The organism is Allosphingosinicella sp. (assembly GCF_036402135.1).
Lineage (GTDB): Bacteria > Pseudomonadota > Alphaproteobacteria > Sphingomonadales > Sphingomonadaceae > Allosphingosinicella.
This window is the reverse complement of record NZ_DASWTN010000028.1, coordinates 1-15,456: the sequence shown is the minus strand read 5'-3', so window position 1 is coordinate 15,456 and position 15,456 is coordinate 1. Positions and strand designations below refer to the sequence as shown.

General features: G+C 63.3%; 9 protein-coding genes. 3 read left to right on the top strand and 6 right to left on the bottom strand.

The genetic code is table 11. The features are described from left to right. Positions 1-27: 27 nt before the first annotated feature. Positions 28-1,206: a glycosyltransferase family 1 protein gene (locus VGD10_RS07670; RefSeq protein ID WP_331040222.1), complete on the bottom strand. Its 1,179-nt coding sequence runs from the start codon at positions 1,204-1,206 to the stop codon at positions 28-30. A gap of 92 nt (positions 1,207-1,298) precedes the next feature. Here VGD10_RS07670 and VGD10_RS07665 point away from each other — a divergent pair, with 92 nt between their 5' ends. Continuing rightward, a complete protein-coding gene (locus VGD10_RS07665) occupies positions 1,299-1,517 on the top strand; it encodes a DUF2945 domain-containing protein (protein ID WP_331040221.1) in 219 nt (72 codons plus the stop codon). 178 nt (positions 1,518-1,695) lie between these two features. Here VGD10_RS07665 and rpoC read toward each other — a convergent pair whose 3' ends face one another. Both rpoC and rpoB read right to left on the bottom strand, forming a co-directional pair. Next, a complete protein-coding gene (gene rpoC / locus VGD10_RS07660; RefSeq protein ID WP_331040220.1) occupies positions 1,696-5,964 on the bottom strand; it encodes a DNA-directed RNA polymerase subunit beta' in 4,269 nt (1,422 codons plus the stop codon). Between the two features lie 89 nt (positions 5,965-6,053). Then, positions 6,054-10,217 (bottom strand): DNA-directed RNA polymerase subunit beta, encoded by a 4,164-nt coding sequence (gene rpoB / locus VGD10_RS07655; RefSeq protein ID WP_331040219.1) that lies wholly within the window; start codon positions 10,215-10,217, stop codon positions 6,054-6,056. A gap of 320 nt (positions 10,218-10,537) precedes the next feature. On the opposite strand from rpoB, the gene VGD10_RS07650 reads away from it, so the two are divergent. After that, the gene (locus VGD10_RS07650; RefSeq protein ID WP_331040218.1) at positions 10,538-11,644 is read left to right on the top strand and encodes a sensor histidine kinase; all 1,107 of its coding nucleotides are present in this window, start codon (positions 10,538-10,540) and stop codon (positions 11,642-11,644) included. A 71-nt stretch (positions 11,645-11,715) separates the two neighbouring features. Continuing rightward, positions 11,716-12,141: a response regulator transcription factor gene (locus VGD10_RS07645; protein ID WP_331040217.1), complete on the top strand. Its 426-nt coding sequence runs from the start codon at positions 11,716-11,718 to the stop codon at positions 12,139-12,141. 3 nt (positions 12,142-12,144) lie between these two features. Here the strand turns inward: VGD10_RS07645 and VGD10_RS07640 are convergent, their stop codons facing one another. The 3 genes from VGD10_RS07640 to rplL form a co-directional block, all read right to left on the bottom strand. After that, positions 12,145-13,506: a L,D-transpeptidase family protein gene (locus VGD10_RS07640; RefSeq protein ID WP_331040216.1), complete on the bottom strand. Its 1,362-nt coding sequence runs from the start codon at positions 13,504-13,506 to the stop codon at positions 12,145-12,147. A 43-nt stretch (positions 13,507-13,549) separates the two neighbouring features. After that, entirely contained in the window at positions 13,550-15,004 is a 1,455-nt protein-coding gene (locus tag VGD10_RS07635) for an AMP nucleosidase (RefSeq protein ID WP_331040215.1), read from the bottom strand. An 86-nt stretch (positions 15,005-15,090) separates the two neighbouring features. After that, the coding region (gene rplL / locus VGD10_RS07630) for a 50S ribosomal protein L7/L12 (protein ID WP_331040214.1) at positions 15,091-15,456 on the bottom strand (366 nt) is incomplete at its 5' end.

The following is a 15,456-nucleotide window of genomic DNA, read 5'->3' as shown; positions in this document are numbered from 1 at the left end:
GCGGGCGTTATGCCACTCCAGCGGCGGTCAGGGAACGGGGCTGTTGGCAACCCTCTTGCCTGATCCGCGCTGACGGATGACGCGGAGATAGCCGTCGACCAGCGCCTGATTGACCTCGTCCCAGCCATAATGACGGCTGAACTCGAGGCCGGCCTTGCCTGCGGCCCTCCGGGCTTCTGCATCGGCGCAATAGAGCTTCAACGCCTCGGCAAACGCGTTAATCGCGCCGGGCCGCACCAGCCTCCCGGTCACGCCCTCGGTGACAAGGCTCTGGCTGCCGGTGGCGATCGCCGCCACGACCGGAAGCGCACAGGCCATCGCCTCCAGCGTCACGTTGCCGAACGTCTCGGTCACGGAGGGATTGAACAGCATGTCCATCGACGCGACGGCCCGGCCGAGATCGGCGCCGCCCTGGAAGCCGACGAAAATGCCGTTGGGTAGCGCGCCTTCGAACCATTCCCGCGCGGGGCCTTCGCCCACCACCAGCACCTTGTGCCGCACCTGCCGCTTTTCGAGCCGCTCGATCGTCTCGGAAAAGACGTCTAGACCCTTTTCCATCACCAGCCGTCCGACGAAGCCGATGACCGGCACATCGTCTTCGATGCCAAGCGACCGGCGCCAGGCCAGATCGCGCCGCTCGGGATTGAAGATCTCCCGGTCGATGCCGCGCGTCCAGATGCCGACGTTGTAGTTCATACGCTGCTCGCGAAGCAGCTGCGCCATCGAGTCAGAAGGCGCGAAGATAGCGTCGCAGCGGCGGTAAAGCCGCCTGAGTCCCGCTTCGACCAGAGGCTCCATGAAGGAGAGGCCGTAATAGCGAGGATAGGTTTCGAAGCGGGTGTGGACCGATGCCACCACCGGGAGGTCGAGCTTGTGCGCCAGCGTCACCGCCCGGTGGCCCAATATTTCCGGGCTGGCGATGTGAAGGACGTTTGGCCGGAACGCCTTGATGTCCTTCTTGACACGCCGCGGAATGAAGAGGGGCCAGCGATATTCTGGCCGCTTAGGCACCGGGAGCGCGGGCACGCTCACGATCTCGCCGTTGGGCGGAAAGGCGGGATCTTCGACCGTCGGCGAATAGATGCGCACCTCGGCGCCCTGCCGAAGCAGGTATTCGACCAGGCGATTGAGCGCCTGGTTCGCGCCGTCGCGGACATAATTGTAATTGCCGCTGAAGAGCGCGATGCGAAGATCGGTCACGTCCATTGTTGAGGTCCGATAACTGCTCAGGAAGGAAAGGCCAAATCGGAACGGCTTCTGGCGCGGGCGGTTGAACCGCCCGAGGAGGCGCGAAGACCATGAGCAACAGTTTCCGTTCCGGTCAGAAGGTGCTGTGGAACTGGGGCAGCGGCCAGGCCGAAGGCAAGGTGAAGGAACGGTTCGACCGCCGCGTCCAGCGCACCATCAAGGGCGCTAAGGTCGTGAAGAACGGCACGGGCGACAATCCCGCCTACCTCATCGAGCAGGAGGATGGCGATAAGGTTCTGAAACGCGGATCCGAGCTCAAGGCCGGCTAGTCTTCTCTGTCACGGCGACGCGGCAGTCGCCTGATCTTCGCCACGCCCGCCAGCAGCGGCAGGACGAGCAACGCCAGCATCAGGGCGACGATCAGCTTTTCCATTCACGCATCTCCCAAAGCAAAACGCCCCGCCGGAGGTCCGACGGGGCGCTTGGCTGTCAAAGGCCGCTCAGCCCTTAGTCCTGCAGATATTCGCCGGCATCGGCATCCGTGCCGTGGCCGTCCGGAGCTGCGGCTGCGAGCGGATCGTCGCCGATCGCTGCTTCCGGACCCTGGGCGAGCTCAGCCGCATGCTCTTCTTCCGCCGAATTGGCGGCGATGAGCGATTCCTGCAGGCGGCGGTGCTGCGCGCGGAGCGCGGCATCGCGGCTGGAGGCGGCAACCCGCATGCGGTTCATGCCCGCGCCGGTACCCGCCGGAATGAGGCGGCCGACGATGACATTCTCCTTGAGGCCATCGAGCGTGTCGATCTTGCCCTGAACCGAAGCTTCGGTGAGCACCCGGGTCGTTTCCTGGAAGGAAGCGGCCGAGATGAAGCTGCGGGTCTGGAGCGAGGCCTTGGTGATGCCGAGCAGGACGGGCTTGCCTTCCGCCTTCTTCTGCTTCGGCCCGAGCTTGGCGTTGACCTCACGCATTTCCTGATGGTCGACCTGCTCGCCGACCAGGAAGGTGGTGTCGCCGCTCTCGGTGATCTCGACCTTCTGCAGCATCTGGCGAACGATCACTTCGATGTGCTTGTCGTTGATCTTCACGCCCTGCAGTCGGTAGACTTCCTGGATTTCCGACACGAGATACTCGGCCAGCGCCTTGACGCCGAGCACTTCGAGAATGTCGTGCGGATCGGGCGAACCACCGATCAGATTGTCGCCGCGCTTGACGTAATCGCCTTCCTGCACGTCGATGACCTTCGACTTCGGCACCAGATACTCGACCGGCTCCGACCCGTCGTCCGGAACGATCGCGATCTTGCGCTTTGCCTTATAGTCCTTGCCGAACGCGACCTTGCCCGAAACCTTGGCGATGATCGCATTCTCCTTGGGCTTGCGGGCCTCGAAGAGTTCCGCGACGCGCGGCAGACCGCCGGTGATGTCGCGGGTCTTGGCGGCTTCGCGGCTGACGCGGGCAAGAACTTCACCCGCCGCAACCGTCTGTCCGTCCTCGACCGAGAGCATCGCGCCCGGCGCCAGCATGTAGCGGGCCGCCTCGCCCGAACCTTCGTCGAGCAAGGTGATGCGGGGACGCAGGTCCTCCTTGGAGCGTGCGGAGCCGCGGAACTCGGTAACGACGCGCTGGGCGATGCCCGTCGCTTCGTCGACCTGCTCGGTCAGCGTCTTGCCCTCGATGAGGTCCTGGAACTTCACGGTGCCGCCCTTTTCGGTGATCACCGGCATCATGAACGGATCCCATTCGGCGATGCGGTCGCCCTTGGACACGATGTGGCCGTGCTCCGCCATCAGGTGCGCACCGTAAGGAATGCGGTGCACCGCCCGTTCGCGGCCGTCCATGTCGACGATCGCAAGCTCACCGTTGCGGGCCATGGCGATGTGCCGGCCGCGCGTGTCGGTGATGGTTGGAAGGTCGCGAAGCTCGATCGTGCCGTCCACTGACGCTTCGAGGCTCGACGTTTCGTTGAGCTGCGCAGCGCCGCCGATGTGGAAGGTCCGCATCGTAAGCTGCGTGCCCGGCTCGCCGATCGACTGGGCGGCGATGACGCCGACCGCCTCGCCGATATTGACCGGCGTACCGCGGGCGAGATCGCGTCCGTAGCACTTGGCGCAAACGCCATGCTCGGACTCGCAGACCAGCGGCGAACGGATATTGACCGACTGGATGCCCATCTCGTCGATCCGCAGGGCGGCGGCTTCGTCGATTAGTTCACCTTCCTTGGCCAGCACGTCGCCGGTCTTGTCGTCGACGATGTCCTCGGCCGGGGTGCGGCCAAGGATGCGCTCGCCAAGCGAAGCGATCACCGCGCCGCCCTGCACGATCGCGCGCATGTCGAGCACGTTCTCGGTCTTGCAATCCTCCTCGACGATCACGCAATCCTGGCTGACGTCGACGAGACGGCGGGTCAGGTAGCCCGAGTTCGCTGTCTTGAGCGCCGTGTCGGCCAGACCCTTGCGGGCGCCGTGGGTGGAGTTGAAGTACTCAAGGACGGTGAGGCCCTCCTTGAAGTTCGAGATGATCGGCGTTTCGATGATCTCGCCCGACGGCTTGGCCATAAGGCCGCGCATACCGGCGAGCTGCTTCATCTGGGCCTGCGAACCGCGGGCGCCTGAATGGGCCATCATGTAAATGGAGTTGATCGGCGCCATGCGGCCGGTCTCGTCCTTGGGCTGCGCCTTGATCTTGTCCATCATGGCGTTGGCCACCTGGTCGCCGCAGCGGCTCCAGGCGTCGATCACCTTGTTGTACTTTTCCTGCTGCGTGATCAGGCCGTCCTGATATTGCTGCTCGTAATCCTTCACGAGCGCGCGGGTCTCGTCGACCATCCCCTCCTTCTCGTGCGGGATGATCATGTCGTCCTTGCCGAACGAGATGCCCGCCTTGAAGGCGTGACGGAAGCCGAGGCCCATGATCGCGTCGGCGAACAGGACGGTCTCCTTCTGGCCGGTGTGGCGATAGACGGTGTCGATGACGTCGCCGATCTCCTTCTTGGTGAGGAGGCGGTTCACAGTCTCGAACGGCACCTTGTGGCTCTTCGGGAGCGTCTCGCCGAGCAGCATGCGGCCCGGCGTCGTCTCGAAGCGCTTCATATACTGCTTGCCGCTCTCGTCCGTCTGGGGGACGCGGCTCACGATCTTCGTGTGCAGAGTCACCGCCTTGGCGTTCAGCGCCTGGTGCACCTCCGACATGTCGGACAGCATCATGCCTTCGCCGGGCTCGCCCTCACGCTCCAGCGAGAGGTAATAGAGGCCGAGGACCATGTCCTGCGAAGGAACGATGATCGGCTTGCCGTTGGCGGGCGAGAGGATGTTGTTGGTCGACATCATCAGGACGCGCGCCTCCAGCTGCGCTTCGAGCGACAGCGGAACGTGCACGGCCATCTGGTCGCCGTCGAAGTCGGCGTTGAAGGCGGCGCACACGAGCGGGTGAAGCTGGATCGCCTTGCCCTCGATCAGCACCGGCTCGAACGCCTGGATACCAAGACGGTGAAGCGTGGGCGCACGGTTCAGAAGCACCGGATGCTCGCGGATCACCTCGTCGAGGATGTCCCAGACTTCCTTCCGCTCCTTTTCGACCCACTTCTTCGCCTGCTTCAGGGTCATGGAGAGACCCTTGGCGTCGAGGCGCGAGTAGATGAACGGCTTGAAAAGCTCGAGCGCCATCTTCTTCGGAAGACCGCACTGGTGGAGCTTCAGCTCCGGACCGGTGACGATGACCGAACGGCCCGAATAGTCGACGCGCTTGCCGAGCAGGTTCTGACGGAAGCGGCCCTGCTTGCCCTTCAGCATGTCGGACAGCGACTTCAGCGGACGCTTGTTGGCGCCCGTGATGGTGCGCCCGCGGCGGCCGTTGTCGAACAGGGCGTCGACCGATTCCTGAAGCATGCGCTTTTCGTTGCGGACGATGATGTCCGGCGCGCGCAGCTCCATCAGGCGCTTCAGGCGGTTGTTACGATTGATGACGCGGCGATAAAGGTCGTTGAGGTCCGACGTCGCGAAGCGGCCGCCGTCCAATGGCACCAGCGGACGAAGCTCGGGCGGGATCACAGGAACGACGTCCAGGATCATCCACTCCGGACGGTTACCGGATTCCAGGAAGCTCTCAACGACCTTCAGGCGCTTGATGATCTTCTTCGGCTTCAGCTCCGACTTGGTCTCGGCCAGCTCCTTCAGAAGCTCTTCCTTCTCGCCTTCGAGGTCGAGGTCCATAAGCATCTGCTTCACGGCCTCGGCGCCGATGCCGGCGGAGAAGGCGTCCTCGCCATGCTCGTCCTGCGCTTCAAGAAGCTCGTCCTCGGTGAGGAGCTGATACTTTTCGAGGCTGGTGAGGCCCGGCTCGATGACCACGTAGGATTCGAAGTAGAGGATCCGCTCCAGCTGCTTCAGCTGCATGTCGAGCAGCAGGCCGATGCGGCTCGGCAGCGACTTCAGGAACCAGATATGGGCGACCGGCGCGGCCAGCTCGATATGGCCCATGCGCTCGCGGCGGACCTTCGACACGGTCACTTCCACGCCGCACTTTTCGCAGACGATGCCCTTATACTTCATGCGCTTGTACTTGCCGCACAAGCATTCGTAATCCTTGATCGGACCGAAGATGCGCGCGCAGAACAGGCCGTCACGCTCCGGCTTGAACGTGCGGTAGTTGATCGTTTCGGGCTTCTTGATCTCGCCGAAGGACCAGGAACGGATGCGCTCCGGCGAGGCGATGCCGATCTGGATCTGGTCGAACGTCTCCGGCTTGGCGACCGGGTTTGCGAAGTTGGTCAGTTCATTCATCTTCTTTTCCCTTCAGGGAGAAATCTCGTCAGCGGTCGAAGGTCACACTAAGGTCACACCAGGGCGCGGTGCCGCGCCCTGGCAGAACCTTACTCGGCGGCCTCCGCCAGTCCGTCGTCATCCGTATCGGCAATGCTGTTCAGCTCCACGTTGAGGCCGAGCGAGCGCATTTCCTTCACGAGCACGTTGAAGCTCTCCGGAATGCCGGCCTCGAACGTGTCGTCGCCCTTGACGATCGCTTCGTAGACCTTGGTGCGGCCGATCACGTCGTCCGACTTCACCGTCAGCATTTCCTGCAACGTGTAGGCGGCGCCGTAGGCCTGTAGCGCCCAGACCTCCATTTCGCCGAAACGCTGGCCGCCGAACTGCGCCTTGCCGCCCAGCGGCTGCTGGGTGACGAGGCTGTACGGGCCGATCGAACGGGCGTGGATTTTGTCGTCCACGAGGTGGTGGAGCTTCAGCATGTAGATGTAGCCCACGGTCACCTTACGGTCGAACGCCTCGCCGGTGCGGCCGTCGAAGAGCGTCACCTGACCCGACGGATCGAGACCCGCCTTTTCAAGCATCGCCGCCACGTCGGCTTCCTTGGCACCGTCGAACACCGGAGTGCCCATCGGCACGCCGTTGCGGAGATTTTCGGCCAGTTCGATGATCTCGCTGCCGCTCCGGGCTTCGATCTCGCCGCGATACTGGTCGCCGTAAATCTCGATCAGGCGCTGCTTCACCGCATCCGGCGCGGCATTCGCGTCCGGGTTCGGATTGGCTTCGCGCCACTGCTCTAGAGCCTCGGTCACCTGCCGGCCGAGGCCGCGGGCGGCCCAGCCGAGATGGGTTTCGAAGATCTGGCCCACGTTCATGCGCGAAGGCACGCCGAGCGGGTTGAGCACGATGTCGACCGGGGTGCCGTCCTCGAGGAACGGCATGTCTTCCTGCGGAAGGATCCGCGAGATGACGCCCTTGTTGCCGTGGCGGCCGGCCATTTTGTCGCCCGGCTGCAGCTTGCGCTTCACCGCGACGAACACCTTTACCATCTTGAGAACGCCCGGCGGCAGCTCGTCGCCACGCTCGAGCTTCTCGATCCGGTCCTCGAGGCGGCGGCGGATGACCGCTTCCGCTTCGTCATACTGCGTCCGGACGGCTTCGAGGTCGGCCTGGACCTTGTCGTCCTTGACCGCGAACTTCCACCAATCGTTCCGCTCGACGCTTTCGAGCGTCTCCTGGCTGATCGTGTCGCCCTTCTTCACGCCCTTTGGAGCGGCCGTGGCGACCTGTCCGATCAGCATCTCGCGGAGACGCGAGAAGGTGGCGCGGCGGAGGATCGAGCGTTCGTCATCCGCGTCCTTGCGGAGACGATCTTTCTCTTCCGTCTGGATCGCGCGGGTACGGTCGTCGATGTCGATGCCGTGCCTGTTGAACACGCGCACCTCGACGATCGTGCCGGCCACGCCCGGCGGCAGGCGGAGCGAGGTGTCGCGCACGTCGCTGGCCTTCTCGCCGAAGATGGCGCGGAGGAGCTTTTCCTCCGGCGTCATCGGCGATTCACCCTTGGGGGTGATCTTGCCGACCAAGATGTCCCCCGGCTCCACTTCGGCGCCGATATAGACGATGCCCGCCTCGTCGAGGTTGCGGAGCGCTTCCTCGCCGACGTTCGGGATGTCGCGGGTGATGTCTTCCGGCCCGAGCTTCGTGTCGCGGGCCATCACTTCGAATTCCTCGATGTGGATCGAGGTGAAGACGTCGTCCTTCACGATGCGTTCGGAGATGAGGATGGAATCCTCATAATTGTAGCCGTTCCAAGGCATGAACGCGACGAGCGCGTTCCGGCCGAGCGCCAGCTCGCCGAACTCGGTGGAGGGGCCGTCCGCGATCACGTCGCCGGCGTTCACCACGTCGCCCACTTTCACCAACGGACGCTGGTTGATGCAGGTGTTCTGGTTCGAACGCTGGAACTTCATGAGCGTGTAGATGTCGACGCCCGACTTGCCGGCTTCGACTTCGCCGGTCGCGCGGATGACGATACGGGCCGCATCGACCTGGTCGACGATGCCGCCGCGCTTGGCGGAGATCGCCGCGCCGGAATCGCGGGCAACCGTCTCTTCCATGCCGGTGCCGACGAACGGCGCCTCGGCGCGGACGAGCGGAACCGCCTGACGCTGCATGTTCGAACCCATGAGGGCGCGGTTAGCGTCGTCATTTTCCAGGAACGGAATGAGCGAGGCCGCGACCGACACGAGCTGCTTCGGCGACACGTCCATCAGGGTGATCTGGTCGCGGGGCGCCATCAGGAATTCGCCGGCCTGACGCGAGGAGACGATTTCCTCGGCGAAAGTGCCGTCGTCGTTCAGTTCGGCATTGGCCTGCGCGATCGTGTGCTTGGCCTCTTCCATCGCCGACAGATAGACGACCTCGTCGGTCACCTTGTTGTCGATGACCTTCCGGTACGGCGTTTCGATGAAGCCGTACTTGTTGACCCGGCTGAAGCTGGCGAGCGAGTTGATAAGGCCGATATTCGGGCCTTCCGGAGTCTCGATCGGGCAGATGCGGCCATAGTGGGTCGGGTGAACGTCGCGAACTTCGAAGCCCGCACGCTCGCGGGTAAGACCGCCCGGCCCGAGCGCCGAAACGCGGCGCTTGTGCGTCACTTCGCTGAGCGGGTTGGTCTGGTCCATGAACTGCGACAGCTGCGAGGAGCCGAAGAATTCGCGCACCGCGGCCACCGCAGGTTTCGCGTTGATGAGGTCGTTCGGCATGACCGTCGACACGTCAACGGAGCTCATACGCTCCTTCACCGCGCGCTCCATGCGGAGCAGGCCGACGCGGTACTGGTTCTCGAGAAGCTCGCCCACCGAACGGACGCGGCGGTTGCCGAGATTGTCGATGTCGTCGATCTCGCCCTTGCCGTCTTTGAGGTCGACGAGGGTCTTCACGACGGCGATGATGTCCTCCTTGCGGAGCGTCGTCACCGTGTCCTCGACGTCGAGGTCGAGGCGCATGTTGAGCTTCACGCGGCCGACGGCCGAGAGGTCGTAGCGCTCCGGATCGAAGAACAGGCCGGCGAACAAAGCGTCGGCGGTCTCGCGCGTCGGCGGCTCGCCGGGGCGCATGACGCGGTAGATGTCGGAAAGGGCGCTGTCGCGATCCTCCGACTTGTCCGCCTTCAGCGTGTTCCGCATCCAGGCGCCGGTGTTGATATGATCGATGTCGAGCAGCTCGAGGCGGTCGATGCCGGCCTTGTCGAGCTTTTCGAGGTTCTCAGGGGAAACCTCGTCACCAGCTTCGATATAGATCTCGCCGGTCTTCTCGTTGATGAGGTCGTAGGCCGAATAGCGACCGAAGATTTCCTCGGTCGGGATGATCAGGCTGGTAAGGCCGTCCTTGCCCGCTTTGTTCGCGGCGCGCGGCGTGATCTTGGTGCCGGCGGCAAAGACGACTTCACCGGTGTCGGCATTGACGACGTCGAACGCCGGCTTCTGACCGCGCCATTGATCGACCACGAACGGAATCTGCCAGCCATTCTTGCCGCGGACGAACGTCACGCGGTCATAGAAGGTGTTGAGGATCTCCTCGCTCGACATGTCGAGCGCGTGGAGCAAAGCCGTCACCGGCAGCTTGCGCTTCCGGTCGATACGGACGTTCACGATGTCCTTGGCGTCGAATTCGAAGTCGAGCCAGGAGCCGCGATACGGGATCACCCGCGCGGCGAAGAGATATTTGCCCGAGGCGTGGGTCTTGCCGCGGTCATGGTCGAACAGCACACCCGGCGAGCGGTGCATCTGGCTAACAATGACGCGCTCTGTGCCGTTGACGATGAACGTGCCGTTCTTCGTCATCAGCGGCATGTCGCCCATGTAAACGTCCTGCTCCTTGATATCGAGCACGGAGCGGGTTTCCGTATCGGGATCCACCTCGAACACGATGAGGCGGAGAGTGACGCGCATCGGCGCCGCATAAGTCATCCCACGCTGACGGCACTCGTCAGTGTCGTACTTCGGGTCTTCCAGCTCGTAATGGACGAAGTCGAGTTCGGCGGTGCCGGCGAAGTCGCGGATCGGGAAGACCGAGCGCAAGGTCTTCTCAAGGCCGGACACATAGCCGTCCTGCGGTCGCGAGCGGAGGAACTGCTCGTAGCTTTCCCTCTGAACCTCGATGAGGTTCGGCATTTCACTGACTTCGTGAATGTTGCCGAAAATCTTGCGGATACGCTTGGACGCGGTTGACCGGGTCTCGGTCGCCGGAGCTGCCTTTGTCGCCATGAAAAAATATCGCCTCGTCTGTCAAAACAGAGCGCTTCAAACGCAAAAAGCCGCGCGTTTCCGGGCGAAACGGCAGCTTCAGCGTCCTATGAAACCACAATCCCCCAATGCGTTGGACGCGCTGCGCGACGGCGCGACCTGTTCCGAAAGGTTGTGGTGAGGAGCGCTATCTAGGAGATGAAGAGGCGAATGTAAAGTCTCCCACCGCCGCAAATTGCCGCAGCGAACCCTAACTTGCGTTATGTCCCGGCCCTGTTATGCCTTGTGCGGGGGCAGTACAAAATGCGTTATACACAAGATCTTAGGCGGCCGGACGCCGAGTGCTGACGCGGACGGCCTCGCTGGACGCAATCGCGTCAGCTTCTCTCGATGCCGTCATTGTCGTGGACGGCGAGGGCACCATCATCGGCTGGAACGCCCTTGCTGAGAAGACCTTCGGCTGGTCGGAGGACGAGGCGGTCGGCCGCTTCATCCATGATACGATCATCCCCGAGGCCGATCGGGAGGCGCATATTCAGGGGCTCGCCCGCTACCGGAGTTCGCACCGCTCGGAAGTATTCGGCCGGCGGTTCGAACGGGTCGCAGTGCACAAGGACGGATCCGAGGTTCCAATCGAGCTTTCGATCATGGAAGTGCCGAATAGCGTCGGCGACGTGCTCGTCTGCTTCGCCCGCGACCTGACGGACCAGAGAGCGGTGCAGATCAAGCTGGGGGAACTGCAGTCGAAGCTTCTTCATCTGTCCCGGCTCAGTGCTATGGGCACCATGGCAGCTACCCTTGCGCATGAGCTCAACCAGCCTCTGACCGCGGCCAACAATTATCTGTCCAGCACTGCGCGCCTGCTCGAGGCCGACGGCGCAGACGCTCTCGACAATGTGAAGCTAGGCCTCAGCCGGGGTCGGGAAGCGGTGCTACGCGCTGCCGAGACGATCCGCAGCGTTCGCCTGATGGTCGACAAGAAGCCGCTTCGCTGCACGACTGAATATCTGGCGACGCTGTTTCAGGAGTCGATCCGGCTGCTGCAGGATAGCTCGCTGACGACGCCGGATGTCAGCATCGCGGCGGATGTCGAACGGGTATACGCCAACAAGGTCCAGATCGAGCAGGTCCTGGTCAACCTGCTCCGGAATGCGGGGGAGGCGCTTAGAGATTGTCCCGATCCGCGGATCCTGCTTTCGGCCAGCCTTGAAGGCGACCGCGTCCTTATCGTCGTCAACGACAACGGCCCCGGCATTTCCGACGAGCAGGCAAAGGTGCTCTTCTCTGCCTTCAACTCCACCAAAGACAGCGGTATGGGAATGGGGCTTTCAATCTGCCGCACCATCGTTGAGCAGCATGGCGGGCGGCTGTGGGTGGAGCGGGATGCGGGCACATCCATCTGCTTCACGATCCCTGCGGCGTTGTCTCGGCGCGACAGCAGCGCCTAACGTAGAATCCACAGGATGTAAGCCGTTTCAGCTGCGTTATGATGACCTCCCAAGACTCGTGGAGGTGCCCAATGGGAAGCATCTGTGAGATCTATATCATCGACGACGACAGCATGTTGTCGAACTCACTCAAATTCATGTTCCAAACGCTGAAGCTCGAGGCGCGCGCCTTTCCGAGCGGCGACGCCTTCATCCAGGCGCTGCCGTCGCTAGAGCCGGGATGCGTGATCCTGGACGTGAACATGCCCGGGCGAGACGGATTTCGGGTTCAGAAGGAAATGCTGGAGCGGGGCTTCGACTGGCCCGTCATCTTCATGACCGGTCATCCGGAGGTGCCTAAAATCGTTCGCGCGGTCAAATTGGGTGCCGTCGAATGCATCATCAAGCCATTCCAGGATGAGGAGCTGCTTGCGGCCCTGCACGAGGGATTTCGTCACCTTCGACAGGCTCCGCCCCCGAAACGCCCAGGGGCAGGGGCGGCCCTACCGCTCCTTTAAGCCCTAACGGCCGGCGAGCACGCGCTGGCCGCCGCCTAGTGCGGCGGCATCTAGCCGATAGCGGTCCTGCCGGAAGGCGATGCCCGATGCCTCCGGGAAGGCGGTAAGGTAGGTGATGTAGACCGGCACCGGCTCCGGCAGATCGACGCGCTTCTCGGGCGTCTTCGACTTCAAGGCGAGCGGCTTTCCGAAGAGCCAGCGGGCGAGGCGCGGCGCATCCTCGACCCGGACGCAGCCGGCGCTGTACCGGCGATCCGCTTCCTGGAAGAGGTTCCGCTCGGGCGTGTCATGAAGATAGATGCCGAGTTCGTTCGGGAATTCGAACTTTACCCGGCCCATTGCATTGCTGCCGCCGGGGCGCTGGCGGACGCGGATCTGCTGCCCGCCCGCGGCGACGGACTTCCAGTTGACGAGCTTGGGGTTCGTGATGCCCGCCTTTGGCGACCAGTCGGACAGGACTTCATAACCCTGTTCCTTGAGGTAGCCGAGGCCGCGGTCAAGCACGTTGGATGCGATCCGCTCGCGCACCAGATCGGGCGGGATGTTCCAATAGGGGCTGACGGTCGCATAGCGGATCATCCCCGCCATTATCGGCGTCTGCGTATCCTCCTTGCCGACGACCACCTTCATCGTGTCGACGACGCGGCCATTCTCGTACATGAACAGCCGCGCGCCGGCGGCATCCACGACGACGTGCCTGCCGCGATCCGGCCCCGGCAAGTTGCGCGCCCGATCGAGGTTCAGGCGGATTAACTGTTCCTGCGGCGAATTGCGCGGTGCGGAGGCGAGGGACTTCCGGAGCGGACCGTAGAGAGGATGCATCCAGCCCGCATTGTCCAGATAGGCACTGAGCGAGGGCGCCGCGGCCGCGACCGTCAGAATCTGCGTCTTGTCCGGCGCCGAGGGAAAGAGCGCAGGCTCGGCGATCAGCATGCTCGAACTCCGCGGGCGGCGCATGTCGGAAGCGTAAGCGGCGAAGGCTTGCGACAGCAGGAAGTCCGCTCTGGCGAGCGCCGCTGGTGAGCCTCCCCGCGCTTTCTTGATCGCACTCTTCAGCGCCTTCACCTTGTAGGTGCGCGGGTCGAGCCCATCGATGCTCGCGCCCTCGAGCATTTCGACTAGCATGTCCGCTTCCGGCCTGAGCGTTGACCCGGCGACCCAGAGCGGCTGGTGCCCGCGCGCGCTATAAAAGGCGCGAAGGTCCTTGGGGCCGCCTTCCGACCTAATGGCTGCTTGAACCGCGCTGGGCGAAGCCTGCGCGTGAAGCTGCGCCGGAAGTCCGGTAAGGACAATCGACGCTGCGACGAGAAGGGATGGGCGGCGGACAAGAGCTAGGGCCGCGCGAATTTTCGACTGTGTACGCACGACCCCGATAACGACGCCGTGCCTTTCCTGTTCCGCGAAAGCCCTAGCGGAACGGGGGTTCGTCGAAGCTCCGGAGCTTGCGGGAATGGAGCTTCTCGCCCTCGCGCTTCAGGATCTTGAGGCTCTCTATGCCAATGCGAAGATGTTGGCTGATCGCGCGCTCGTAGAAGGCGTTTGCCTGGCCGGCGAGCTTGATCTCGCCGTGGAGCGGTTTGTCCGACACGCAGAGCAAGGTGCCGTAGGGAACGCGGAAGCGGTAGCCTTGCGCCGCTACGGTTGCGGACTCCATGTCGATCGCCACCGCTCGGCTCTGGTTGAAGCGGAGCGCGGACAAGGTGTAGCGAAGCTCCCAGTTGCGGTCGTCCGTGGTCACTACCGTGCCCGTCCGAAGCCGCCGCTTCAGCGTCTGCGGCTCTTCGCCCGTGACTTCGATGGCGGCATTGAACATCGCCTGCTGCACCTCAGCGATGGCGGGAATTGGAATCTCCACCGGTAGCACATCGTCCAGCACATGGTCGTCACGCAGGTAAGCGTGGGCGAGCACATAGTCGCCGATCGTCTGGCTGGGGCGAAGGCCGCCGCAATGGCCGATCATCAGCCAGGCTTCCGGACGGAGCACGGCAAGATGGTCGCAGATCGTCTTCGCGTTGGACGGGCCGACGCCGATATTGACGAGCGTGATGCCGCCGCCGCCTTTCTCGATCAAATGGTAAGCGGGCATCTGGACCTTGCGCCAGCTCGATTGAGCCAGCATCGCCTCGGCATCCTCCGCATCCCGCGTGACATAGACGCCGCCCGGGGCCGACAGCGCTTCGTAAGGGGTGCCTTCCCGCTTCAACTCCTCGACCGCCCAGCGGACGAATTCATCCACGTAGCGGACATAATTGGTGAAGAGCAGGTAGCGCTGCGTATGCTCGGCAGGCGTACCGGTATAATGTTTGAGGCGGGCAAGGCTGAAATCTACGCGGGGCCCGTCGAACAGCGACAGCGGCCGCGCCCGCTTCGGCGCATGGACCCAAAGTCCGTCGACGATCTCGTCGCCGATATGAGCAAGCTCAGTCGTCGGAAACCAGCGCCCCAGGTCCGCCGCCTCGACATTGTCGAGCCGAAGGTCGTCCGACCCGTCGAGCACATAAGGATAGGGGATTTCGCTCGGCGAACGCCCCACCGACACCTTCACCTTATAGTCGCCGACGAGCAGTTTCAGCTGCTCACTTAAGTACTCACGAAAAAGGTGCGGACGAGCGACGCTGGTCGTGTACGGGCCGGGCCGGTTGAGGCGCCCATAAGCGCGTCCTGGGAACTTGGTCGGCTGGTCGTGGCGGTAATCCACCCGAAGTTCTGGATAGGCGAACAGACCCTCCGCCCGCGCTTGCTTCTCAGGCTTCTCGCCATTCAGCAGATACCGGGCCAGCGCACTTCTGAGGTTTGCGACGGACTCGTCGTAGATGGCGCAAAGGCTGTCGACGATGCCGGCTACCTCATCCGCTTTGGTCAAAACTCTCTCCCTGTTCTTGCCGCTCTTACAAAAAAGGGGCGGCCCTTGCGAGCCGCCCCTTCTTCAATCCTGAAAGGATCCGAAGCTTACTTGAGCTCGACGGTGCCGCCGGCTTCCTCGATCTGCTTCTTGATCTTCTCGGCTTCGTCCTTGTTGACGCCTTCCTTGATCGGCTTCGGAGCGCCTTCGACGAGCGCCTTGGCTTCGCCGAGGCCGAGGCCGGTGATGGCGCGGACTTCCTTAATGACGTTGATCTTCTTGCCACCGTCGCCGGTGAGGATGACGTCGAATTCGGTCTTCTCTTCAGCAGCCGGAGCAGCGGCGCCGCCACCAGCCGGGCCAGCAACCGCGACAGCCGCGGCGGCGGAAACGCCCCACTTTTCTTCAAGCGCCTTCGCGAGGTCGGCGGCTTCGAGGACGGTCAGCTCGCTGAGCTGATCGACGAGTGCATT